Origin of the sequence: Flavobacterium sp. RSSB_23 (assembly GCF_051547145.1) — a bacterium.
GTDB lineage: Bacteria > Bacteroidota > Bacteroidia > Flavobacteriales > Flavobacteriaceae > Flavobacterium.
Window position 1 is genome coordinate 213,132 of record NZ_JBPTTO010000004.1, and the last position, 25,214, is coordinate 238,345.

A 25,214-nucleotide genomic window follows, 5' to 3' on the forward strand; every position below is an offset into this window, starting at 1 on the left:
TTTTCATGAGCAAAGACCGACTAATTTCATTGGATGTATTTCGAGGATTAACTATTTTATTAATGACTGTTGTCAATAATCCTGGAAGTTGGTCCACGATTTATGCTCCCTTACGTCACGCAGAATGGCACGGCTGTACCCCAACCGATTTGGTATTTCCATTTTTTGTTTTCATTATGGGAACCGCCATTGTTTTTGCAATGCCTACTAAAACCTACGACAGCTCAACCTTCAACAAAATCTTTGTTCGTTCGTTGCGCATGATAAACCTTGGCTTGTTCTTTAACTTTTTCGGAAAAATTCAGTTTTTAGACCTTGAAGGAACACCATTAATGATTATTCGCCTACTTATAACAGCTATTGTTGGTTATGCTTTAATGGGGAATTTCAATCAAAAAACCAAAACCTATTTGGCCATTGGATGTTTTATTCTTTTTATGTTCCTTGCTTACAGCGGTATATCAGCTTATGAAAACGTCCGTCTTCCTGGGGTTTTACAGCGTATCGGGATTATATATTTCATCGCTTCTCTTTTATATTTAAAAACTACGCCCAAAATACAACTCATCGTTAGCAGTGTTTTACTACTGGGGTATTGGGCGCTAATGACATTAGTTCCTGCACCTGGCTTTGTAATTACCAATCTCGAAAAAGGAACCAATTTAGCTACTTGGGTGGACCAAATGTTGTTATCAAGACATGTTTGGGAAGCTACCAAAACTTGGGACCCAGAAGGTATTCTGAGTACAATTCCTGCCATAGTAACAGGTTTATTAGGCCTTCAAATTGGGCAATTACTCAATATGAATATATCCAAAAAATCAAAAGCACAAAAAATGCTTAGCATTGGAGCATCATTGCTGGTCTTGGGTTGGCTTTGGAGTTCTATATTCCCAATCAATAAAGCCTTATGGACCAGTTCGTATGTACTTTATACCGCTGGATTGGCCACGCTTATCTTGACGATTTTATACTATTGCATCGACCTACTCAATTTCAAAAAAGGAATCACGCTATTTTTGGTTTGGGGCGTTAATCCCATGATTGTTTTCTTTTTATCGCAAATCATTCCTCAAGCTTTGGTAATGATTTCGGTTCAAAATCCAAAAAACAACACTCCAATCGACTTTTGGACCTACAGTTATGAATTTGGAGTTTTGCCTCATTTCCAAAATCCAATGAATGCCTCACTAGCCTTTGCTTTGCTTTATGTAGGTTTTTGGAGTCTTTTATTGTGGTATTTCTACCAAAAGAAACTGTTTTTTAAAGTATAATCACACTATTTTATCGCATAATCAAAAATTTGACTTAAAAATGACAATTTCACAAATTGTATTTGCAAAAAAAGTCTATTTTTGCACCAAATTTTAAAAAACCAAAAAATGGCTACAAATAGAACTTTTACAATGATTAAGCCTGATGCTGTAGAAAACGGACACATCGGAAACATCTTAGCAATGATTACAAATGCAGGTTTCAAAATTGTTTCTTTGAAATTAACGCAATTGACTGTTGCTGACGCACAAGCATTTTACGCAGTACACTCAGCTAGACCTTTCTTTGGAGAATTAGTAGAATTCATGACTCGTGGTCCTATTGTTGCTGCCATTTTAGAAAAAGAAAATGCAGTGGAAGATTTCAGAACTTTAATTGGTGCGACTAATCCAGCTGAAGCTGCTGAAGGAACTATCCGTAAAGCTTACGCAACTTCTATCGGAGAAAATGCAGTTCACGGTTCTGATAGCGACGAAAATGCTGCTATCGAAGGTGCTTTCCACTTTGCTGGAAGAGAGCAATTCTAAATCAGTGTTCAGTAAACAGTTTTTAGTGGGCAGTAAAATGCACTAAAAATAGTTATCTCATAAAAAAATCCCATTTTGCTCTATACAAAATGGGATTTTTTATTACCTGAAAATTATAATTCAGTAAACGTTATTTAGTCGGTATACTAAACAGAACACTTTTACTTTATCTCAACACCACGTCTCTAACCACATCACGACGTAATTCTTCATTAATCATCGCAATTATTTTCGATTTCCCGTGGCTCAATTCTTCCCGTAAAACAGAAGAAGACAATTCAACATACAAAACGGATCCTTTCAAAATCACATTTTTGGTATAATGATTCACACCGTTCCCCATCAAATTTTTCCAAGCCTCACGTACATCAATCTGGTTAAGTCCTGTTTGCAGTTTATTAACTTCAATAATATGCTTCAAAACATCACCTACCGTATTCTGATCATTTAGTCGTTTTGCCATTGTCAATAATTTTTATCGGACCTGTTTTTTTATAGTGATACTCTTTTCGCTCTGCATTCCTCAAGACCAATTCCTTTGCATCAATCTTTACCAATTCCTCTGACCATTGCGCAAAATCAGTCTTGAAATCAAGAAAAATTTGATCATCTTTCTCTCGAATACGAATCGTTTCTACCAAATCATTCGCCTGAAACGTACCGTCCAATTGTGGCATTACTTTCTTTCTAAATCCAGTATCGCCTTTTATTTCAAAATAATCAAAACTATCATTGCTCGGGTATTCTTTATCGGCACCTTCTTCAAAAACCACTTTCTCAATCTCCCAATACCCATTCAACAAAGTCACCGATTCCTTCTCAACTTTAGGTTGACACCCTAAAAAAACCAAACAAAGGGTTACAAATACAACTATTTTTTTCATATTATATTAACTTATTTTTTTAGGAGCTATTTCCTGCTGTCCACTATATCTTGTCGTCCCGAACCCCGGGACCACAAGGATGCCGTTCCCATCAGGGCTAGAAAAACAGTGCACAACAACACGTCTGCTCTAATTACAAAGTACGCGTAAATCAAGTAAAGAAACAAAGAAAAACAGTTTGCATTCCACATTTTAAAAGAAAAAGGAAAGCAACTAAAAGAAAATTAAAAAGATGGAAAAACAATATATTAGTATAAATAGCAAAAAAAAAAACTGCTCTTAACAAATTTTACTTAGCACTAAACTTCTTGTAAATACCAATTAAAAAAAGAACCACGCCAGCTCCTAGAAAAAAGCCATACGCATAATCCATTTTGCCTCTAACAAAATTCGCCAAGACAAGACAAATCATACTGATGAAGTACAAATATAAAGGGCTCAAATTTTTCATATCAACCTATTTAAAGAAAGAATCTACAAACTCAAACTTATTAAAGACTTGTAAATCTTCAATGCCCTCACCTACTCCAATATATTTTACAGGAATCTGGAACTGATCCGAAATACCAATCACAACGCCACCTTTGGCTGTTCCGTCTAATTTCGTAACTGCAAGAGAAGTAACTTCGGTAGCAGCGGTAAATTGTTTGGCTTGTTCAAAAGCGTTTTGGCCTGTAGAGCCATCTAGTACCAAAAGTACATCATGAGGCGCATCAGCAACCACTTTTTGCATCACACGTTTCACTTTTGACAGCTCATTCATTAAATTGATTTTATTATGCAAACGTCCAGCGGTATCAATAATCACAATATCGGCATTTTGAGCCACTGCCGATTGCAAGGTATCAAAAGCTACAGAAGCTGGGTCACTTCCCATCTCCTGACGCACTATAGGCACTCCAACACGATCTGCCCAAATTTGTAACTGATCGATGGCTGCCGCACGGAAAGTATCCGCCGCTCCAAGAACTACATTGTATCCTGACTTTTTAAACTGATAAGCCAATTTACCAATAGTAGTGGTTTTACCCACTCCATTCACACCAACCACCATCAATACATACGGTTTAGTATTGATTGGAACTACAAATTCTGTAGCTTCACCATTATTGGTTTCAGATAACAAGCCAGCAATTTCTTCCTGAAGAATTGCATTTAACTCATCAACCCCTAAATATTTATCTGCTGCAACACGATTTTCAATACGTGTAATAATTTTCAAAGTAGTAGCAACTCCAACATCCGAAGCTACTAAAATCTCTTCTAAATTATCCAATACATCATCATCAACCTTTGACTTTCCAGCAACGGCTTTCGTTAATTTAGTAAAAAAGTTAACTTTCGTTTTTTCAAGACCTTTATCTAAAGTCTCTTTCTTTTCAGTAGAAAATATACGTTTAAAAAAACTCATGGGGTAGTTATTTATAAATACAATAAAAAGACAATCACTCACTTAGAGCGTAAATATAAAAAATAAAAAAGCTACTTCCGAATGAAAGTAGCTTATGTATAATGTGTGTATGAATTATTTCTTTTTCAAAAATTCATCAACAGCTTCAGGAGCCATAATTGATTCTACGAATGTATATGCACCAGTCTTAGGAGATTTCACCATTTTGATGGCTTTTGATAATCTCTTAGAAGCGGTTTGTAACGATGCTACGGTTTTCTTTGCCATGATTTAAATGTTTTTTATATTTTAATAAATTTCTAATTTTCAAAAACTAGAGGCTATTAAAATCTTTAATTATTTAATTTCTTTGTGAACAGTTACACGTTTCAAGATTGGATTAAATTTTTTAATCTCTAATCTATCTGGTGTATTTTTTTTGTTCTTTGTTGTTATATATCTTGAAGTTCCCGCAACACCAGTTGTTTTGTGCTCAGTACATTCTAAAATTACTTGGATTCTATTACCTTTCTTTGCCATCTTGCTATATATTTATTTAGGAAAAAGATTATTTTATAAATCCTTCAGATTGCGCTTTTTTCAAAACAGCTGCAATTCCATTTTTGTTAATTGTTTTTATCGTAGATGCTGCTACTCTAAGAGTAATCCATCTATCTTCTTCTGGAAGATAAAAACGCTTTTTCACTAAGTTTACAGAAAACTTTCTCTTAGTTTTATTCATAGCGTGAGAAACGTTATTTCCTACCATCGCTCTTTTACCTGTAAGGTCACAAACTCTTGACATTATGCTTATCTTTTATCGTTATTCAAAATCAGGGTGCAAAGAAAAGAAAAATAAACGGATGAAACAAAAAATAATTACACAATTTTTAAAATTTCTTTTTGCAACATTTCCAAACTCTTAGTAACCGCTCTATCTATTACTTTTTCTCGGGGTTGACCAAAATTAAAGCCCTCAACTATGACACCATTGGGTGTGGCCAAAGCAATAAAAACGCTACCAACACTAGCATCCGAATCCCCTTTTGATGGTCCAGCATTACCCGTTGTAGCAATTGCATAATCCGTTTCGAAGATTTTTTGACAATTTATTGCCATTTCTTTTGCTACTTCTGCACTAACAACACTATGCGCTTCTATAGTCGACAAAGAGACTTCTAACAACTTCGTTTTCATCTCGGTAGCATAAGCCACCACACTCCCTTTAAAATAATTTGACGCACCTGGGACACCTGCAATTAATTGTGCAATTTTCCCTCCTGTGCAACTTTCTGCCGTAGCTAAAGTCTTATTTTTTAAGGTTAATTGTTTTCCAACTACAAACTCTAGCGTTTCCTCTTCGTCAAAACCAACAATAATATCCCCAATTAGCGCACTCAAAGCGACTAATCGAATTTCTAATTCAGTTTCCAGTACTTGTTTGTCCTTTCCTTTTGCCGTTAACCGCAACCGAACCCTTCCTGGCGCAGGCAAATACGCTAATTTTATAAAATTTGGCAAATCATTCTCCCAATCTTCTATACGTTCCGCTACCAAACTTTCACCTTGACCATAAGTCAAAACGGTTTTATGAATAATAAAAGGTCGCTCATATTCTTCAACAAGCTTAGGCACCAATTGATAATCTACTAAATACTTCATTTCATAAGGAACTCCTGGCAAAGAAACAAAGAGCGTTTGTTCTTTTTTAATCCACATCCCCGGCGCAGTACCAACTTCATTATGCAAAACAGTACACTTTGAAGGCACCAAAGCCTGATCAATATTCATTTGCGAAGCTTTTCGTTGTAGCGCTTTCTCTATCAGCGCAATCACATGAGCTTCTACAGCATTATCTCGAACTAATTCATCATCAAAATAGTCACAAATGGTTTTCTTAGTGATGTCATCTTTTGTAGGCCCCAATCCTCCAGTTATAACTACAATATCAACATTGTTCTGCAAATAAAGAAAAGCATCTAATATAGCTTGTTTGTCATCACTAATAGACAACATTTCTTTTATCTCAATTCCTATTCGATCCAAAGCTTTGGCAATATAACCAGAATTGGTATCAACAATTTGACCAATAAGAATTTCGTCACCAATAGTAATTATGGCTGCTTTCATTTGATAGTAAATAAATTATGGATAGAGAAAAATTAAAAAAAAACTATAAATCAAAATCTTTCTTGATTTCCTTAACAGCTTCTTTTACACGCTTTTTTATACTTTTAAAAGTCTCAATAATATCTTTTTTTCTTCCCTCTACTTTTGTCCAAGCTTCTACTTGAAGTATTTCCTCGAAAGCAACATTCAAACCAATTAAATCTAAAGTAGGCTTGATTTTATGCGCAAAAGCATAGGCTTGTTTGTGGTCTTTATTATTAATTCCCTCTTTGATTTTTTTTAAATCTTCTGGAACTTCAGTAACAAATAAGATCAAAATTTGCTTCACAAATTCTGGATCATTATCGGAAAGTGCATACACTTTGGAGAGGTTGTATTTTAAAGCCATTATTTTACTTGTATTCTAAATAGTTGTTGTCCTTCTAAAAATCCTTCTAAAATATCATTTGGACGAACGGATGCTACTCCTGCTGGCGTACCAGTAAAAATAATGTCTCCAATTTTCAAAGTAAAAAACTGAGAAACGTAAGCAATCAACTCGTCAATCGCCCATAACATATGACTTGAACAGCCTTTTTGAACTGTTTGCCCGTTATTGGTCAACTCAAATGTAAGATTTTCTAATGAACTAAATTGCGTTTTGGGTAAAAATTCTCCAATCACCGCCGACCCATCAAAAGCCTTTGCTTTTTCCCAAGGCAACCCTTTTTGTTTTAGTTTTTCCTGTAAATCTCTTGCTGTAAAATCAATTCCAACACTAATTTCATCATAATATTTATGTGCAAACTTAGGTTCTATGTATTTTCCAACTTTACTAATTTTTACAATCAACTCAATTTCGTGATGAATATCTTCCGAAAATTCTGGAATCACAAATGGATGCTGCTTTAGCAAAATAGCCGAATCAGGTTTCATAAAAACCACCGGTTCCGTTGGTCGTTCGTTTTTCAACTCTTCTATATGGTTGGCATAATTTCTGCCGATACAGATTATTTTCATGTTCTTAGCGAATAGTAATTGGTGAATAGTAATTAGCAATTCACCAATTACTATTCACTAATCACTCTATTTAGTATTTAACTTTCTTAATTTAATGGCCGTAAGCACTTTTTTGGTATACAAAGGAAAATCAGCATTTTGAATCCAACTAAAATAACCTGGCTCAGCTTCTAACACCTTTTCAACCTTAACACCTTTGTGTTTGCCAAAGGTAAAAATCTCTTCGTTGTCTTTATCAAAAGCTATCATTCCAGCAAAATCGGCTATTTTTTTTCGAGTTGTGAACTCTGACAAAGCCTTCATATCATTCTCTAGCTCAGGATACCTGTCCAATTGCGCTTTTAAAATTTCATAGGTCGCCATAGTATCCGCCTCAGCAGAGTGGGCATTTTCGAGTGAATTCCCAGTATAAAATTTTAAAGCTGCTGCTAATGTTCTCTCTTCTTTTTTATGAAAAATCGTTTGAACATCGACTGATACGCGATTTTTCATATCAAAATCAACTCCTGCCCTTAACAACTCTTCAGCCAATAAAGGTATATCAAAACGATCTGAATTGAATCCCGCCAAATCACTGTCTTTAATCATCAAATGCACTTGAGATGCTAATTCTTTAAAAGTAGGCTCATTGGCCACTTTCTCATTGGTAATGCCGTGTACCGCAGTAGATTCGGAAGGAATAGGAATTGTTGGATTTACCAACCAAGTTTTACTTTCTTTGTTTCCGTTTGGAAAAACTTTAAAAATTGAAATTTCTACAATACGATCTTTTCCAATATCAATCCCAGTTGTTTCAAGATCAAAAAAACAAATTGGTCTATTTAGTTTCAGTTCCATTTTTGGTATTTATAAGGCTGCAAATATAAATCTTTATAAACGATTAAAGAACACACATTTACAACATTTATAAAGAAAAAAAAGAGTATAAAAAACAAATGCAAAAAAACATCTACAAAAAAACCGACAAATGAATTACTCATTGTCGGTTTTAACTATTAGTATCGTAAAGCGATTAAAAATCTCTATTCACATCAAAAGCTTCTAAATATTCAGCAACTCGTTTTACAAAACTTCCTCCCAAAGCTCCGTCAACCACTCTATGGTCGTAAGAATGAGACAAAAACATTTTTTGACGAATTCCAATAAAATCTCCTTCTGGTGTTTCAATAACCGCAGGCACTTTTCTAATGGCACCTAAAGCTAAAATTCCAACTTGCGGCTGATTGATAATTGGTGTTCCAAAAACAGAACCAAAAGTTCCCACATTAGTAACTGTATAAGTACCTCCTTGAGTATCGTCTGGTTTTAATTTTCCTGCTTTAGCACGATTTCCTAAATCATTTACCGCTTTAGCCATTCCAACTAAATTCAATTGGTCTGCATTTTTGATAACAGGAACGATTAAATTCCCGTTTGGTAAAGCTGCTGCCATACCTAAATTGATATTTTTCTTTTTAATGATAAAATCACCATCAACAGAAATATTCATACCTGGAAAATCTTTTAATGCTTTGGCAACCGCTTCCATAAAAATAGGAGTAAAAGTCAATTTCTCACCTTCTCTCTTTTCAAAAGCGGATTTAACTTTGTCTCTCCATTTTACAATATTAGTTACATCGACCTCAATAAATGATTGTACGTGAGCCGAAGTTTGAACAGAAGCTACCATATAACCTGAAATTAGCTTACGCATTCTATCCATTTCTACAATTTCGTCTCCTCCATTAACAGAAACTGGAGCTGCTTTTGCCGCTACTGGTGTCGCCACAGGTGCTATGGTATCCACCATTAAGGATGGCGTTGCAGTAACTTTAGGTTGATTTCCTCTATTTTTAATGTATTCTAAAATATCTGCTTTGGTAATTCTTCCTTCTTTTCCTGTTCCAGAAATAGTCTGAAGTTCTGCGATAGAAATACCTTCTTCTTTAGCTATGTTTTTTACCAAAGGTGATAAAAACTTATCCGATTCCGTAAAATCTACAGGAGCAAGCACCGTTTCTTTGGCTACTTCTATCGCTTTTTCGATAGCTACTACTTCTTCTGGTACTTCATTCGCAACAACAGATTCTGTAACCGCTCCACCTTCGGTTTCAATAATAGCAATTGTTTGCCCTACTTGAACCAAATCATTTACCTGAAATAATTGCTCAACCAATACTCCCGAAACTTCACTTGGAACTTCACTATCCACTTTATCTGTTGCAATTTCTAAAACTGCTTCATCCGCTTCAATTTTGTCTCCAACTTGTTTCAACCAATTGGTAATAGTTGCTTCTGCAACACTTTCTCCCATTTTTGGAAGCTTTAATTCAAATCTTGCCATATTATTAACCTAAAAGGTGATTTTTATTTTCTGCTTGCGAAATTAATAAATAATTTAAATATAAATTACATTTAATGTAATTTTTACCGAATTTCTATAATCGTACCTCTTTCGTTATTATTATTGCTTCCTATCAAAAAATTAGAACTTTTTGGGATAATTTTAAAAGTAAACCCTTGGTTCTTTAACGATTCTAAAATTGAGATACAATCCTTAAAAGAGATATGTGAATTATCTAAAAGTATTTCTACGCTTTCATTTGTTTTAAAAAGACACGAATTTACCATTTTTTCTCCTTCAAAAAGTCTAAAAACTACTTTTTTTCCTAAAACAGACTCTAATTCTTCCACCAATTTATCATTTGAAGACAACAACAAATAATGATTTGGCGCTTTGATTTTTTTGGATTTTCCTTGTATTCTTTTTAATGCAGAAAAAAAGAAAATCCCTATCTGCATAAATAGCTCAAAGAAAAACGGAACCTTAAAATGTTTTTGATAAAAAAAACGCATCGCTTGCTGAAAGCGTTTCATATAAGCGCCGTCTTTGATAGTACTTTCTCCTTTATAATGCAAAACAGTAGTATCGTGAAAATAAAAATTGTCTTTCCCTTTTTGTAACACTAAATAGGACAAATCGATATCATCGGAGTACATAAAGCAATTTTCATCAAATCCGCCCACTTCAAGATAGACTTTTCTTGACATAAACATAAAAGCACCGACTAATATATCTACTTTGCCTGTTTGATTTGAACGAAGATGAGAAGCATAATATTTGGTAAAGAAAGAGACCTTAGGAAAACATCGATACAAACCCATTATTTTTGTAAAAGCCACCCAAGGTGTTGGAATACCGCGTTTACTTTCGGGTAAAAAATTACCTGAACCATCAACCAATTTTACTCCGATAATTCCAAGATTTTTTTGTGCTTTGGCAAAAGCCAATACTTTTACAAAAGTATCATCAGCAACTACAGTGTCTGGGTTCAAAATACAGATATACTCCCCTTGAGCTGCTGCTACTCCAATATTATTTCCTTTTGCGAAACCAATATTACCAGCATTCCTAATAAGTGTTATCTCTGGAAAACGCGTTTGCATCATAGCACAACTATCATCGGAAGAAGCATTATCTACAACAATAATTTCCCCTTCAATGTTTTCTAGTGCTTTTTGAACACTAAGTACACATTGTTCTAAGAAATAGCGAACATTGTAGTTAAGAATGATAATTGATAGTTGCATAATACAAATGTAATTTGAAAACCTTCTTTTAAAAATTTAAATAATAATTCTTATTCAGAAAAAAATGCCACAAATGTATTTGTTTATTTTTACAACATCATTCGAAAAAATACTATGAAGAATTTTTTACTTATATTGTTTTGCATTTCAACATCCTACAGCCAAAGCTACACAAATAGTAATAGCAAAGAGACACCTTCAAGTATAAAAACAATAAAAATAAAATCATCCGTAAAATTATCAGATACGATAAAAGAAACGTCCGGCTTATTGTTCTTTGACAATCAACTATGGACTCATAATGACGATAGCGATGCTACAATTTATGGACTAAATACTTCAGGTGCAATTCAGAAAAAAATCACGCTCAAACAAATCAAGAACAAGGATTGGGAGGCCATCTCTCAGGATAGTTTATACATTTATATAGGTAACTTTGGTAACAATTATAAAGGCAATAGAAAAGATTTAAGTATTTACAGAATTGAAAAAAAATCGTTTTATGATGCAAGACCTATTATTGACACTATCGCTTTTTCGTATGCTAAACAAACAGATTTCTCCGCCCAAAAAGCAAATACTACCAACTTTGATTGTGAAGCTTTTGTGATTTTAAAAGACAGTATTTATTTGTTTACTAAAGAATGGAGTTCAAGAAAAACTAGCATCTATTCATTACCAAAAACACCTGGGAATTATACAGCGCAGCACCAAGAAACACTCAATGTAAAAGGATTAATTACAGACGCAACTGTAGTACCAACAAAAAAAGGCATCGTTTTATGTGGTTATTCCAAAACACTTCATCCCTTTGTTTTTATTATAGATGATTATCAAAACAATGCCTTTTGGAAGGGTAAAAAACGTAAAATAAAAATTAAACTTCCGTTTCATCAAATTGAGGGAATCACAACCAATGACGGCAAAATATTTTATCTAACCAATGAAGCAACTATAAAAAAACCTTTTATAAACACTTCTCCGCAATTGCATACTATCGATTTGAGTAGCTTTTTAAAGTCACAAAACTAGAAGTAACACCTAACCATTTGAATAGTAAGGATAGCAACTTCCGTTTTAAAAACTTACTTTTGCAAAAAATTACACTCGTGAATTACCTTTCTGTAGAAAATATATCAAAATCTTTCGGAGAACGAACGCTCTTTAAAGACATTTCGTTCGGTATCAACAAAGACCAAAAAATTGCTTTTATTGCTAAAAATGGCTCTGGAAAAACAACAATAATGAGCATTATTAATGGTCTTGATGAACCTGATACTGGGCAAGTTGTTTTAAGAAAAAGCATCAGAATGGCTTTTTTATCTCAGGATAATAAATTACAAGATGAATTAACAATCGAGGAAAGTATTTTTGCTTCCGATAACGAAAGTTTGAAAGTTATTGAAGCCTATGAAAAAGCACTAGAAAACCCAGAAGACGAAGAAGCTTACCAAAAGGCTTTCGACGCTATGGACCGTCATAATGCTTGGGATTTTGAAACACAATACAAACAAATTTTGTTCAAATTAAAACTAGAGGACTTTAAACTTAAAGTAAAGAGTCTCTCTGGAGGACAAAAAAAGCGATTATCATTAGCGATAATATTGATTAATCGCCCAGATTTATTGATTTTGGACGAACCAACCAATCACCTCGATTTGGAAATGATTGAATGGTTGGAGAGCTATTTTGCAAAAGAAAACATCACCTTGTTTATGGTGACACACGACCGTTTCTTTTTGGAGCGCGTATGTAATGAAATCATTGAACTCGACAACGGAAAAATATACCAATACAAAGGCAATTATTCTTATTATTTAGAAAAAAAAGAAGAACGTATTGCTTCTGAAAATGCTAGTGTAGATAAAGCTCAAAATTTATTTGTAAAAGAGCTTGAATGGATGCGTCGTCAACCAAAAGCTAGAACTACAAAATCCAAATCACGTCAAGACGATTTTTATGTAATTAAAGAAAAAGCACAAAGTCGTAGAAAAGAAAACGTAGTTGAACTCGAAATTAATATGGAGCGAATGGGAAGCAAAATCGTAGAGCTTCATAAAATTTCCAAAAAGTTCAAGGACCACGTTATTCTGGATAATTTTAGTTATGATTTTCAACGAGGAGAACGTATCGGAATTATTGGCAAAAACGGAACTGGAAAATCAACCTTCTTAAACCTACTTACTGGTACACTTCCTTTAGACAATGGAAAAGTGGTAGTTGGAGACACAATCAAAATTGGATATTACACACAAAGCGGTATCAACCCAAAACCAGGACAACGTGTAATTGATGTAATTAAAGAGTACGGAGAATTCATCCCTTTAGCCAAAGGAAGAATGATTTCTGCATCACAATTATTGGAACGTTTTCTATTTGATGCAAAAAAACAATACGATTATGTAGAAAAATTGAGTGGAGGTGAATTAAAACGATTGTATTTATGTACCGTTTTGATTCAAAATCCAAACTTTTTGATTCTCGATGAACCAACAAATGATTTAGACATTGTAACACTGAATGTCTTAGAAAGTTTTCTTTTAGATTACCCAGGTTGTTTGGTGGTTGTATCGCACGACCGTTATTTTATGGATAAAATCGTAGACCAATTATTTGTATTTAGAGGACAAGGCGAAATAGAAACTTTCCCTGGAAATTACTCTGACTTTAGAGCTTATGAAGACAGTAACGATGTGATTCAAAAAGAAGACAATAAAGCAGAAAAAAAAGAATGGAAACAAAATAATCCATCGGGAAATTTAACGTTCAACGAACAAAAAGAATTTCAAAAAATTGAACGCGAAATCAAAGATTTAGAAATCGATAAGTCCAAAATTGAGCAGCTTTTTTCAGACGGAAAAGTTGCCGATACAGAAATCGAGAAAAAAGCCAAAGAACTAGAAAACATCATCAAAAAAATTGAAAGCAAAGAAGAACGCTGGTTTGAACTTTTAGCCAAATTAGAAGGATAATTACCTTTTTTTTAAAGAGAATTCTACTAAATAGTGTTTTTACTATTTTCGCATTTATAAAAAACTTAATCACCATATGAAACAACTTTTATCTGCTTTATTAGCAATAACTCTTCTTATTTCTTGTTCTAAAGGCACTGAAACGGTAACGGATTATACCGCTAAAAATGAACAAGAAATAAAGGATTACCTCGCCAAAAATAATTTAACCGCTCAAAGAAGCACTTCAGGTTTGTATTATATCATTAATGAACCAGGAACTGGGACACAACCTACAGCAGCATCTAATGTAACTGTAGTTTACAAAGGGTATTTTACTAACGGAAACGTGTTTGACCAAAGTAAAGCAGAAGGAATAGCATTTGGCTTAAATCAAGTTATCAAAGGATGGACAGAAGGCATTCCTTATTTTAAAACAGGAGGTAGTGGTGTTCTTTTAGTACCTGCCCATTTGGGATACGGAAGTTATAATTATGGTCCAATTCCAGGAGGATCTGTCCTTATTTTTGATGTAAAATTAATTTCTGTAAACTAATTTCATCTGTTAAAAATAGTAAAGCCGCTACCTCTTTGGATAGTGGCTTTTTCTTTGGAATCAAAAAATAAAATAACAGCCTTATAATTTTTATAGACAAGAAAACTTTACTAATTTAACCTAAGAAACTCTTTTGAGAAATCAAATTTTAAAAACACGTATAATAAAAGTGATATGAAAAAAAGAATATTCCTTATCGTACTTTTTTACTCTTTTTGCCTCCAAGCACAACATGACACTACCAATTCAATATCTACCTCATCGGAAAAGAAATGGAATTTCGGTGTAGAACTCGATGCCTTACCTTATGCAACAGGCGGCTATTTTGCAGGGGCTTGGATAGGCAAAGAGCAATGGCGCACAAGAGCGCTTTTGGCTGATGTCAATTTACCAGACTTTACAACTAAAACAGGTTTTACTAATCATCATGTTCGAGCTTATGCCCTTCTTTTAGATCACTTTTTGAAAAAAAACTGGAAAGGTTGGTGGATAGGCGCTGGGCCTGTTTATTGGAAAAGCAGCATTGAAAGTGAATCCAACAACAAACAACGCAATTTTGAAAATCTCTTGCTTAATGGCAGTATTGGTTATAATTTTAAAATATACAAAAACCTTTATGCATCACCTTGGGCAGGAATGAGTTGTAAAATTGCTGGAAATGATCACTTCATTCTTGAGAATAAGTCCTATCAATTGCCTTTTTTAAATCCTGAATTATCATTAAAAATTGGCATTTTCTTCTAGTAAAACAAAAGTATTAACTTGTTGTTTCGCCACTTGTTTAAAAAAATCTAAGCCGAAAATATTTACAATCCTACAACATGTTTTTTCAAATAAAATCCTATTTACATTTCCTTTGGAACTCCAAAAACGAACACGGAGTGCATTCGCCTTTCGTTTTTTCTTTAGTTACAAAATGTTTTTATGACAAAAAAAACAAACCCGAATATGCCATTATAAAAGACTATCGAAAAGCATTGCTAAAAAACAAAAACACTATCAATGTAACTGATTTTGGCGCAGGTTCAAGAGTTTTCAAATCCAATACCCGACAAATTGCTCAGATTGCAAAAACTGCTGGTATTTCGTCAAAACGAGCCAAGCTATTATTCCGAATAACACAGTATTTTCAGCCAAAATCAATTTTGGAAATCGGTACTTCCTTAGGATTAGCTACTTCATCTCTCGCTTTAGGCAATCCAAAGGCCAAACTCACTACATTAGAAGGCTGCCCTGAAACCTCGAAAATAGCCAAAGAGCAATTACAAAAAAGTAATTTCAAAAATGCAACTACTATTACCTCTCAATTTGAATCGTTTTTTACATCAAATCAACTCGATACCAACTATGACCTCATTTACTTTGACGGCAATCATTCAAAAGAAGCAACTTTGGCTTACTTTGAACAATTATTACCAACCATAAACAATGAGACCCTTTGGATTTTTGACGATATTCATTGGTCATCAGCTATGGAAGAAGCTTGGGAACAAATAAAAGAACACCCAAAGGTTCGAGTTACAATAGACACCTTTCAGTGGGGATTAGTTTTTTTTAGAGAAGAACAAGCCAAAGAGCATTTTACAATTCGCTTATAAAAAAAATTAAAATTACGATAAAGTTGTAACGGAAATCAAATTCGGTCAACTAATAAAAATCTATTTCGTATTTTTAAAATCGAATTTAAAACAACATTAATCTTTATTCAATAGTCGATGGCAGAATCACTAATTAAAATAACCAATATTAAACGAAATTTTTCATTGGGCAACGAAACCGTTTATGTACTAAAAGGAATTGATTTAGAAATAAAAAAAGGAGAATACGTTGCTTTAATGGGACCATCTGGCTCTGGAAAATCAACATTGATGAATCTTTTAGGCTGTTTAGACACCCCAACTTCTGGCAATTACATCCTTAACGGAAAAGATGTTAGTAAAATGAAAGATGATGAATTGGCCGAAATTAGAAACAAAGAAATTGGCTTCGTTTTTCAAACTTTTAACCTTTTGCCAAGAACAACCGCACTAGACAATGTAGCACTACCAATGATTTATGCTGGTTACTCAAAATCAGAACGTGTAGCAAGAGCCACTGATGTCCTTCAACAAGTAAATCTAGCCGATAGAATGGACCATCAACCCAACCAACTTTCGGGAGGTCAACGTCAGCGTGTTGCTATTGCAAGAGCCCTTGTCAACAAACCCTCTATCATTCTTGCTGATGAACCAACAGGAAATCTAGACAGTAAAACTTCTGTTGAAATTATGAAGTTATTTGGTGACATTCACGCAAAAGGCAATACCGTTATCTTAGTCACCCACGAGGAGGATATTGCTGCTTATGCACACCGCGTAATTCGTTTACGAGATGGCTTGATTGAAACTGACACTACAAAGTAATTTACATTAACCAAGACTATAAATATGTTCAAAAAACCAATTTTATCTTTATTATTCTTATGCTCAATTTCGACTGTTGTAGCACAAGGTCCTATTGAATGGAAAGAAGCTTCAAGTAATGGGTACACATACAAATATGTTACTAATGACGCTACGAAGGCCCGTTTTTATACTTTAAAAAACGGCTTAACTGTAATTTTAAGCCCGACTAAAAAAGACCCTCGTATTCAGGCTTACATCGCTATTAAAGCAGGAAGCAAAACCGATCCCTCCACCAATACTGGATTAGCTCATTACTTAGAACACATGCTTTTTAAAGGAACGGATAAATACGGAACCTTGGATTGGGCTAAAGAAAAAGTAGAATTAGATAAAATTGACGCTTTGTATGAGCAATTCAACAAATCAAAAGACAGCATCGAAAGAAAAGAAATCTATAAAAAAATCGATCAAACTTCAGGAGTTGCTAGTAAATATGCTATTGCCAATGAGTACGACAAAATGATGTCTGCTATGGGCGCACAAGGCACCAATGCCTTTACTTCTTTTGAGCAAACGGTATATACTGATGATGTTCCTAGTAGTTCTTTGGACAAATACTTAGCCGTACAAGCCGAGCGTTTTAGAAACCCAATTCTAAGAATTTTTCATACCGAATTAGAAGCCGTTTATGAAGAAAAAAACAGAACATTGGATAATGATGGCCGTAAAGTTTCTGAAGCGCTATTTGCCAACCTATTCAAAAAACACAATTACGGTTTACAAACCACTATTGGAACAGTTGAGCATTTAAAAAACCCATCTTTAATAGAAATCAGAAAGTATTTTAACAAATACTACGTACCTAATAATATGGGCGTTATCTTGTCAGGCGATTTTAATCCAGATGAAGTAATTGCAAAAATTGACAAGGCTTTTGCTTATATGCAACCTAAAGCAATTGAAAAATATACTTTTGAACCAGAAGCACCAATAACAGCACCAATAACAGTTGAAATTGTTGGCCCAGATGCAGAAAGTTTTGCCATTGGTTACCGTCTTCCTGGCAACAAAGATAAAGATGCCTTATTAGCAAATTTAGTTGGACAAGTGCTTACTAATGGCAAAGCTGGTTTGTTGGATTTAAATTTAGTGAAAAAACAAAAAATGCTTCGTGCAAGTGCTTTTAATTACAGCCTAATAGATTACAGCGCAGTTTATTTATCTGCCGCACCTACTTCTGGTCAAACCTTAGAAGAGGCCAAAGCTTTGGTGTTAGCAGAAATAGAAAATTTAAAGAAAGGAAATTTTGATGATGATTTAATCCCATCAATCATTAACAACATTAAAAAAAGTGAAATCTACGAAACTGAAAAATACAGTGATCGTGCAAGTAATTTAATGAGCAATTTCACTTCAGAATTAGACTGGAGAGATCAAGTTGCCTATGTAAACGATTTGTCAAAATTAAAAAAAGAAGACATCGTAGCTTTTGCTAATAAATACTTTGGGGACAATTATGTAGTGATTTATAAAAGAAAAGGCGAAAACAAAAACAAAGTTAAAATTGAAAAACCACAAATTACTCCTGTCGAGACGAATGCGGACAAACAATCTGAGTTCTTAAAACAAGTCAACGCTATTCCTAGTATTGCTTCTACACCAGTATTTTTAGATTACAACAAAGACATTCAGAAATCAAAAATCGAAAAAGCAGAAGTACTTTATGTTCAAAACAAAGACAACTCTATTTTTAGATTAAAATACCGTTATAAAATCGGCACTCTTAATGACTCAAGACAAGCCTTAGCAACACAATACATTCAATTTCTAGGTACTGATAAAATGAGTACTGAACAAATTTCAAAAGCATTTTATAAAATTGCCTGTAGTTTCAATATCTCAAGTGGTGAAGAATACACAACCGTAAGCATTGAAGGGTTGCAAGAAAATTTTGAAAAAGCAGTTCAATTGTATGAAGAAGTGATTTCAAATGCAAAAGCAGATGAAAAGGCTTTAATAGCACTTAAAGCAAGAATAGCAAAATCAAGAAAAGATGTAAAAGCAAACAAAAATGCTATTTTACAAGGATTAACTAACTATGCTATTTATGGCCCAGTGAATAAGTTCAATACTATTCTAACTAATTCTGAATTAGAATCCTTAACTACTGAGGAATTAATGAGTCGTTTGAAAAACATGAATAATTACGAGCAAACGATTATTTATTATGGACCAGCACCTCTAGCTACTGTTGTTAAACAAATAAAAGGCCTACATAAAGTTCCTGCTTCATTTACTGCTACACCAGCAGCTAAAGTTTTCAAACCTTTACTTCAAACTCAAAATCAAGTATTTTTTACTAATTATGATATGGTGCAAGCCGAAACGCGTTGGGTAAGAAATACAGAAACGTATGATGCTAATAAAAATGCAATCATTACTGTATTTAACAACTATTTTGGCGACATTGTTTTTCAAACTATTAGAGAAAGTAAAGCCTTAGCTTATAGCACCTATGGCTATTATGTAGAACCTCAAAAGAAAGACGAATACTACCGAGTTTTGAACTATGTTGGAAGTCAAGCTGACAAATTCAAAGAAGCTTCTATAGCGATGAATGAACTTTTGAACAACTTACCTGAATTAAGCGAAAATTTAAATTTAGCCAAAGGTCAAGTTAAAAAAGACATTCAAACCGAAAGAATCACCCAAGACAATATCATCTTTAATTACTTAGCCGCCAAAGAACTTGGACTAAAAGAAGATGCAAGAAAAAAAATATTCTCAACCGTAGATCAAATTTCTATGACTGACCTCAAAACTTTTCACAACAGCTTCATAGCCAACAAACCATACAGTTATGCCATTGTAGCTTCTGAAAATAAGATTGATATGAATGAAATGAAAAAACTAGGAGAAATAAAGAAAGTATCTTTAGAAGAAATTTTCGGATTCTAATTTTTTTATCCACTAAAGAAAGACTGCTTTTAGCGGTCTTTTTTTATATTTACAGCCATCAACAACCATTGATAAAATAAACTTAGAACACTTACCCTAATGAAAGTATATACTAAAACTGGTGACTCAGGAACCACATCCCTATTTGGAGGAACGCGAGTACCAAAAGATCACGCTCGAATTGAAAGCTACGGCACAGTTGATGAGCTGAACTCCTACATTGGCTTGATTCGTGATCAAGAAATGGACAACCATTACAAAAACACACTTATAGAAGTGCAAGATCGCTTATTTACCATCGGCGCCATTCTTGCCACTCCACCAGAAAAAGAAGTACTAAAAAACGGTGAGTTGCGACTAAAAAACTTAGGCATTACTGATCAAGATATTGAATTCCTTGAAATAGAAATTGACACTATGGAAGCTTTATTGCCTCCAATGACGCATTTTGTACTTCCAGGCGGGCATACCACAGTGTCATATTGTCATATAGCGCGTTGTGTATGCCGACGTGCAGAGCGATTAGCGGTACATTTAAGTCATAACGAGCCAGTAGCTCCAATAGCAATTCAGTACTTAAACCGACTTTCTGACTATCTTTTTGTATTGGCACGAAAGTTGACCTTGGACTTAAACGCTGAGGAAGTAAAATGGATTCCGAGAAAGTAAAAACTTTCTTAAAATTCAAATTTTAAATCCCAAATTCCAATCCTTCAAAGTATAAATTTAGAAATAGGAATTTGTTTCTTGGAATTTGGATTTTCTTTCTTGGAATTTGGATTTTCTTCTTTAGAATTTTAAAAAATAACGTTCTTAACTTTACGCAAAAATAAATCACTTTTTACTTGTTTTTTTCCGTAAAAAAATTATTTTTGCACAAATTAAATCGACAAAATATGTATTGGACATTAGAATTAGCATCTTATTTAAGTGATGCACCATGGCCTGCTAACAAAGACGAACTTATTGACTACGCTATTAGAGCTGGTGCTCCATTAGAAGTAGTAGAAAACCTTCAATCTATTGAAGATGAGGGCGAGATATATGAATCAATGGAAGAAATTTGGCCAGATTATCCAACTGACGAAGATTATCTTTGGAACGAGGATGAGTATTAAAAAGTAACCCAAGAAAAAGTCTCAAAAAAGAGGCTTTTTTTTTGTTAGTACTAACACAAAATATAAAACAGAAATACAACTAAATTATGAGTTTCATAAACAGCATACTAAAAGTATTTGTAGGCGATAAATCTCAAAAAGACGTTAAAGCATTACAACCTTATCTAAATAAGATAAAAACTTTTGAAGCACCTTTACAAGCGTTGTCTCACGACGAGTTAAGAGCTAAAACCCTCTTTTTTAAAGAAAAAATAAAACAAGCTAGAGCTGAAAAAGACAGTAAAATAGCTGCTCTACAACAAGAAGTAGAAACTATTTCGGATATAGATAAAAGAGAAGATATTTATATCGCTATAGATGCTTTAGAAAAGGAAGCTTATGATATTTCTGAAAAAACCTTAATGGAAATTCTTCCTGAAGCTTTTGCAGTAGTAAAAGAAACAGCTAGACGATTCAAAGAAAACACTACTATTAGCGTTACTGCTACTCCAAAAGACAGAGAATTATCAGCTACTAAAAGCTATATCAACATTGTTGGCGATACGGCTAATTGGGCTAATTCATGGAATGCCGCTGGTAAAGAAATCACTTGGGACATGATTCACTATGATGTACAGTTGATTGGCGGAATGGTATTGCACCAAGGTAAAATTTCTGAAATGCAAACGGGTGAAGGAAAAACGTTGGTGGCAACACTTCCATTGTATTTGAATGCTTTGACAGGAAATGGAGTACACTTGGTAACTGTGAATGATTACTTAGCCAAACGTGATAGCACATGGAAAGCACCTTTGTTCGAATTTCATGGTTTGACTGTGGATTGTATTGACAACCACGAACCAAATTCTGAAGGTAGAAAAAAAGCCTACGATGCAGACATCACTTATGGAACCAATAATGAATTTGGTTTTGATTACCTAAGGGATAATATGGCCCATTCGCCAGAAGACTTGGTACAACGCAAACACAATTACGCCATAGTCGATGAGGTGGATTCTGTTTTGATTGATGACGCTAGAACACCGTTGATTATTTCTGGTCCAGTTCCACAAGGAGACCGTCATGAGTTTAATGAATTGAAACCAAAAATTGAAAACCTTGTAAGTTTACAACGTCAATTGGCTAATGGATTTTTGGCAGAAGCTAAAAAACTAATCAAAGAAGGTAACACCAAAGACGGTGGTTTCAATTTATTGAGAGCTTACAGAAGTTTACCAAAAAATAAAGCATTGATTAAGTTTTTGAGTGAAGAAGGTATCAAACAATTACTTCAAAAAACCGAAAATCAATACATGCAAGACAACAATCGCGAAATGCATATTGTTGACGAAGCTTTATATTTTGTAATTGAAGAAAAAAACAATCAAGTAGAATTGACGGATAATGGAATTAAATTCCTTTCTGGTGATACAGATGCAGACTTTTTCGTCCTTCCAGACATTGGAACTGAAATTGCCGCCATCGAAAAACAAAAACTAGACAAAGATGCTGAAGCGGAAGCTAAAGAAAGATTATTCCAAGATTTTGGAGTAAAAAGCGAGCGCATTCATACTTTGACACAATTATTAAAAGCTTATACTCTTTTTGAAAAAGATGTTGAGTATGTAATCATGGACAATAAAATTCTTATTGTTGATGAGCAAACAGGACGTATAATGGACGGACGTCGTTATTCTGACGGATTACACCAAGCCATTGAAGCCAAAGAAAATGTAAAAATTGAAGCAGCCACTCAAACTTTTGCTACTGTTACTTTACAAAACTACTTTAGAATGTACAACAAACTAGGTGGTATGACTGGAACAGCTGTAACAGAGGCAGGCGAGTTATGGCAAATCTACAAACTAGATGTAGTTGAAATTCCTACCAATAGAGGAATGGCTAGAATTGACAAAGACGATTTGATTTACAAAACGACTCGTGAAAAATTCAATGCCGTTATCGAAGATGTTACCGAATTATCTAAAGCTGGAAGACCGGTATTAATTGGAACAACATCCGTAGAGATTTCAGAGTTATTGAGTAGAATGCTTAAAATGCGTGGTGTAACGCACAACGTATTGAATGCAAAAATGCACAAACAAGAGGCTCAAATTGTTGAAGAAGCAGGAAAACCAGGTGTGGTGACTATTGCTACCAACATGGCGGGTCGTGGAACGGATATCAAATTGACCCCAGAAGTAAAAGCAGCCGGTGGATTGGCCATCATTGGTACGGAACGTCACGATTCACGTCGTGTGGACCGTCAGTTACGTGGTCGTGCAGGTCGTCAAGGAGACCCAGGAAGTTCTCAATTCTATGTTTCGTTAGAAGACAACTTAATGCGTTTGTTTGGTTCTGAAAGAGTAGCCAAAGTAATGGATAGAATGGGCTTACAAGAAGGTGAAGTGATTCAACATTCTATGATGACCAAATCTATTGAACGCGCACAGAAAAAAGTAGAAGAAAACAACTTTGGTGTTCGTAAACGTTTGTTAGAATATGATGACGTAATGAACGCACAACGTGAAGTGGTGTACAAACGTCGTCGTCATGCTTTATTTGGTGAGCGTTTGAAATTAGACATTGCCAATATGTTGTATGACACTTGCGAATTAATTGTTACCAACAATAAACTAAGCAACGATTTCAAAAACTTCGAATTTGAATTGATTCGTTATTTCTCTATTACATCACCAGTTAGCGAAAGTGATTTTGCTAAACTGAATGAAATGGAATTAACTGGAAAAGTATACAAAGCTACTTTGGATTTTTACACTGAAAAAACAGCAAGAAGCGCTAGAGAGGCCTTCCCTATTATCAAAAGTGTATATGAGGACCAAAACAATCAATTCGAACGTATTGTAGTTCCTTTCTCAGACGGAATCAAATCCTTGAATGTAGTGACCGATTTGAAAAAAGCTTACGATACTGAAGGAGCACAATTGGTAGCTGATTTTGAGAAAAACATCACTTTAGCTATTGTAGACGAAGCTTGGAAAAAACATTTACGTAAAATGGACGAGTTGAAACAATCGGTACAATTGGCAGTTCACGAACAAAAAGACCCATTGCTTATCTACAAATTAGAAGCCTTCAACTTATTCCGTTCTATGTTAGATAATGTGAATAAAGAAGTGATTTCATTCTTGTTTAAAGGTGACTTACCTGCTCAAGAAAACCAAAGAATTCAAGAAGCTAAAGAAGTAGAACGTCCAAAAGACGATTACCAATTGAATAAAGACGAAATCGAGAACAGCGAAAGTATCAATCGTGAGGCAGGGCAAACACAAGCCCGTCAAGTGACTGAAACTATTGTTCGCGACCAGCCTAAAATTAATCGTAATGACACGGTAACTATTCAAGAAGTAGCTACTGGTAAAACAGAAACGATGAAATACAAAAAAGCTGAAAGCTTATTAGCAGCTGGAACTTGGGTTTTAGTAAGCTAAACCCAATTTTATATAACAAAACAAAGGCTACCCGAAAGGTAGCCTTTGTTATTTTGGTAAAGGTAAAAAGTCAAATTCTATCCCGATTGCTATCGGGACCAAATTCCAAGGCTAACAGCTAAAAGCCAAATGCTATTTTTTTTCCTCGAAATAACGTGCCTCGATGCGTTTGATGTCTTTGATGGATTTTCGTGCCCAATCGAGTCGTTTTTCGAGAATTTGTGCTTCGGTTAATTGCCAAGGAATATCGGAATTGCGCAATCGATTGGTTAGATTTTGCAAAATAATTGCTGCGGATACTGAAATATTCAAACTTTCGGTGAAACCAACCATAGGGATTTTGAGAAATCCATCGGCTTTTTGCATAATCTCTTCGGATAAGCCTTCTTTTTCGGTACCAAAACACAAAGCACTGGGTTTAGAAAAATCAAAATCTTCTAAATTACAATCATCTGTATGAGGTGTGGTGGCTATGATTTGATAGCCTTTACTTTTTAGTGCATCGATACAATTGCTTACCGAATCAAACGGGGTAATATCGACCCACTTTTGAGCGCCCATGGCAATTTGTTTGTCGATTCGTTTACCAAAACGCTGCTCAACTACATTCATGTTTTGTACACCAAAAACTTCGCAACTACGCATTACCGCACTAGCATTATGCATTTGAAACACGTCCTCGACTACTACTGTAAAGTGATTGGTTCTGTTTTTGAGTACTTTTAAGAAATTCTCTTTTCTATTATCGGTTAAAAATCCTTCTAAATATTCTAGGTAATCCAAATCTATCATGCCTGATTTTTTTTTGGCAAAAATAAGAAAAGTAATTAGTCCTTAGTAATTAGTGATTAGTAATTAGTAATTAGTAATTAGTGATTAGTAGTTAGTGATTTGGATTTTGAGTTTTGAGTTTTGGGTTTTGAGTTTTGGGTTTTGAGTTTTGATTTTTGAGTTTTGATTTTTGGGTTTTGATTTTTGGGTTTTGAGTTTTGAGTTTTGATTTTTGATTTTTGGAATTGGGAATTGAATGAAAAAATGATT

The 25,214-nt window shown here is 34.3% G+C and carries 26 protein-coding genes; 12 read left to right on the plus strand and 14 right to left on the minus strand.

What is annotated here, in order from left to right; all coding sequences use genetic code 11:
* Nucleotides 1-5 precede the first annotated feature (5 nt).
* Both ACSVH9_RS09040 and ACSVH9_RS09045 read left to right on the plus strand, forming a co-directional pair.
* The gene (locus tag ACSVH9_RS09040) at nt 6-1,274 is read left to right on the plus strand and encodes an acyltransferase family protein (protein ID WP_438063444.1); all 1,269 of its coding nucleotides are present in this window, start codon (nt 6-8) and stop codon (nt 1,272-1,274) included.
* Between the two features lie 108 nt (nt 1,275-1,382).
* Nucleotides 1,383-1,802 carry a nucleoside-diphosphate kinase gene (locus tag ACSVH9_RS09045; RefSeq protein ID WP_064715300.1) on the plus strand — a complete coding sequence of 140 codons (420 nt, stop codon included), beginning with the start codon at nt 1,383-1,385 and terminating at the stop codon, nt 1,800-1,802.
* A gap of 166 nt (nt 1,803-1,968) precedes the next feature.
* Here ACSVH9_RS09045 and ACSVH9_RS09050 read toward each other — a convergent pair whose 3' ends face one another.
* The 13 genes from ACSVH9_RS09050 to ACSVH9_RS09110 form a co-directional block, all read right to left on the minus strand.
* Complete coding sequence (locus ACSVH9_RS09050; protein ID WP_159685879.1) at nt 1,969-2,265, minus strand: DUF721 domain-containing protein; 297 nt, start codon at nt 2,263-2,265, stop codon at nt 1,969-1,971.
* Nucleotides 2,246-2,686 (minus strand): hypothetical protein, encoded by a 441-nt coding sequence (locus ACSVH9_RS09055; RefSeq protein WP_438063445.1) that lies wholly within the window; start codon nt 2,684-2,686, stop codon nt 2,246-2,248. The genes ACSVH9_RS09050 and ACSVH9_RS09055 overlap by 20 nt, the downstream gene beginning before the upstream one ends.
* 289 nt (nt 2,687-2,975) lie before the next feature.
* Nucleotides 2,976-3,137 carry a hypothetical protein gene (locus ACSVH9_RS09060; RefSeq protein WP_438063446.1) on the minus strand — a complete coding sequence of 54 codons (162 nt, stop codon included), beginning with the start codon at nt 3,135-3,137 and terminating at the stop codon, nt 2,976-2,978.
* Between the two features lie 6 nt (nt 3,138-3,143).
* Nucleotides 3,144-4,097 carry a signal recognition particle-docking protein FtsY gene (gene ftsY, locus ACSVH9_RS09065; RefSeq protein WP_159685873.1) on the minus strand — a complete coding sequence of 318 codons (954 nt, stop codon included), beginning with the start codon at nt 4,095-4,097 and terminating at the stop codon, nt 3,144-3,146.
* A gap of 114 nt (nt 4,098-4,211) precedes the next feature.
* Nucleotides 4,212-4,364, minus strand: coding sequence for a DUF4295 domain-containing protein (locus ACSVH9_RS09070; protein WP_066310049.1), 153 nt, complete (start codon nt 4,362-4,364; stop codon nt 4,212-4,214).
* Nucleotides 4,365-4,433: 69 nt separating this feature from the next.
* On the minus strand, nt 4,434-4,616 hold the full coding sequence (gene rpmG / locus ACSVH9_RS09075) for a 50S ribosomal protein L33 (RefSeq protein ID WP_007805817.1): 183 nt from the start codon (nt 4,614-4,616) through the stop codon (nt 4,434-4,436).
* A 28-nt stretch (nt 4,617-4,644) separates the two neighbouring features.
* Nucleotides 4,645-4,881 carry a 50S ribosomal protein L28 gene (gene rpmB, locus ACSVH9_RS09080; RefSeq protein ID WP_024980263.1) on the minus strand — a complete coding sequence of 79 codons (237 nt, stop codon included), beginning with the start codon at nt 4,879-4,881 and terminating at the stop codon, nt 4,645-4,647.
* Between the two features lie 74 nt (nt 4,882-4,955).
* On the minus strand, nt 4,956-6,206 hold the full coding sequence (locus ACSVH9_RS09085) for a CinA family nicotinamide mononucleotide deamidase-related protein (RefSeq protein ID WP_438063447.1): 1,251 nt from the start codon (nt 6,204-6,206) through the stop codon (nt 4,956-4,958).
* A gap of 43 nt (nt 6,207-6,249) precedes the next feature.
* Nucleotides 6,250-6,594 (minus strand): Hpt domain-containing protein, encoded by a 345-nt coding sequence (locus ACSVH9_RS09090; protein ID WP_159685868.1) that lies wholly within the window; start codon nt 6,592-6,594, stop codon nt 6,250-6,252.
* Nucleotides 6,594-7,205, minus strand: coding sequence for a fumarylacetoacetate hydrolase family protein (locus ACSVH9_RS09095; RefSeq protein ID WP_315230758.1), 612 nt, complete (start codon nt 7,203-7,205; stop codon nt 6,594-6,596). Before ACSVH9_RS09095 ends, ACSVH9_RS09090 begins: the two co-directional genes overlap by 1 nt.
* Before the next feature lie 66 nt (nt 7,206-7,271).
* Nucleotides 7,272-8,042 carry a 3'-5' exonuclease gene (locus tag ACSVH9_RS09100; RefSeq protein ID WP_159685863.1) on the minus strand — a complete coding sequence of 257 codons (771 nt, stop codon included), beginning with the start codon at nt 8,040-8,042 and terminating at the stop codon, nt 7,272-7,274.
* 175 nt (nt 8,043-8,217) lie between these two features.
* The gene (locus ACSVH9_RS09105; RefSeq protein ID WP_438063448.1) at nt 8,218-9,528 is read right to left on the minus strand and encodes a dihydrolipoamide acetyltransferase family protein; all 1,311 of its coding nucleotides are present in this window, start codon (nt 9,526-9,528) and stop codon (nt 8,218-8,220) included.
* Nucleotides 9,529-9,611: 83 nt separating this feature from the next.
* A complete protein-coding gene (locus ACSVH9_RS09110; protein ID WP_438063449.1) occupies nt 9,612-10,775 on the minus strand; it encodes a glycosyltransferase family 2 protein in 1,164 nt (387 codons plus the stop codon).
* A 114-nt stretch (nt 10,776-10,889) separates the two neighbouring features.
* Here ACSVH9_RS09110 and ACSVH9_RS09115 point away from each other — a divergent pair, with 114 nt between their 5' ends.
* From ACSVH9_RS09115 to secA, 10 genes are all read left to right on the plus strand, one after another.
* The gene (locus ACSVH9_RS09115) at nt 10,890-11,807 is read left to right on the plus strand and encodes a T9SS C-terminal target domain-containing protein (RefSeq protein ID WP_438063450.1); all 918 of its coding nucleotides are present in this window, start codon (nt 10,890-10,892) and stop codon (nt 11,805-11,807) included.
* A gap of 77 nt (nt 11,808-11,884) precedes the next feature.
* A complete protein-coding gene (locus ACSVH9_RS09120; protein ID WP_438063451.1) occupies nt 11,885-13,747 on the plus strand; it encodes an ABC-F family ATP-binding cassette domain-containing protein in 1,863 nt (620 codons plus the stop codon).
* A gap of 76 nt (nt 13,748-13,823) precedes the next feature.
* Entirely contained in the window at nt 13,824-14,282 is a 459-nt protein-coding gene (locus ACSVH9_RS09125) for an FKBP-type peptidyl-prolyl cis-trans isomerase (protein WP_438063452.1), read from the plus strand.
* Between the two features lie 174 nt (nt 14,283-14,456).
* On the plus strand, nt 14,457-15,026 hold the full coding sequence (locus tag ACSVH9_RS09130) for a hypothetical protein (protein WP_438063453.1): 570 nt from the start codon (nt 14,457-14,459) through the stop codon (nt 15,024-15,026).
* Between the two features lie 77 nt (nt 15,027-15,103).
* Nucleotides 15,104-15,880, plus strand: a complete 777-nt coding sequence (locus tag ACSVH9_RS09135) for an O-methyltransferase (RefSeq protein ID WP_438063454.1) — start codon at nt 15,104-15,106, stop codon at nt 15,878-15,880.
* Between the two features lie 117 nt (nt 15,881-15,997).
* The gene (locus tag ACSVH9_RS09140) at nt 15,998-16,684 is read left to right on the plus strand and encodes an ABC transporter ATP-binding protein (protein WP_298295420.1); all 687 of its coding nucleotides are present in this window, start codon (nt 15,998-16,000) and stop codon (nt 16,682-16,684) included.
* Nucleotides 16,685-16,708: 24 nt separating this feature from the next.
* Nucleotides 16,709-19,624: a M16 family metallopeptidase gene (locus tag ACSVH9_RS09145; protein WP_438063455.1), complete on the plus strand. Its 2,916-nt coding sequence runs from the start codon at nt 16,709-16,711 to the stop codon at nt 19,622-19,624.
* 99 nt (nt 19,625-19,723) lie between these two features.
* Nucleotides 19,724-20,293 (plus strand): cob(I)yrinic acid a,c-diamide adenosyltransferase, encoded by a 570-nt coding sequence (locus ACSVH9_RS09150; RefSeq protein WP_064715265.1) that lies wholly within the window; start codon nt 19,724-19,726, stop codon nt 20,291-20,293.
* 227 nt (nt 20,294-20,520) lie between these two features.
* Complete coding sequence (locus ACSVH9_RS09155; RefSeq protein ID WP_007138072.1) at nt 20,521-20,742, plus strand: DUF2795 domain-containing protein; 222 nt, start codon at nt 20,521-20,523, stop codon at nt 20,740-20,742.
* Between the two features lie 86 nt (nt 20,743-20,828).
* On the plus strand, nt 20,829-24,173 hold the full coding sequence (gene secA / locus ACSVH9_RS09160; RefSeq protein WP_438063456.1) for a preprotein translocase subunit SecA: 3,345 nt from the start codon (nt 20,829-20,831) through the stop codon (nt 24,171-24,173).
* A gap of 132 nt (nt 24,174-24,305) precedes the next feature.
* On the opposite strand, the gene ACSVH9_RS09165 is transcribed toward secA, so the two are convergent.
* Nucleotides 24,306-24,965, minus strand: a complete 660-nt coding sequence (locus ACSVH9_RS09165) for a TrmH family RNA methyltransferase (protein WP_438063457.1) — start codon at nt 24,963-24,965, stop codon at nt 24,306-24,308.
* Between the last annotated feature and the right edge of the window lie 249 nt (nt 24,966-25,214).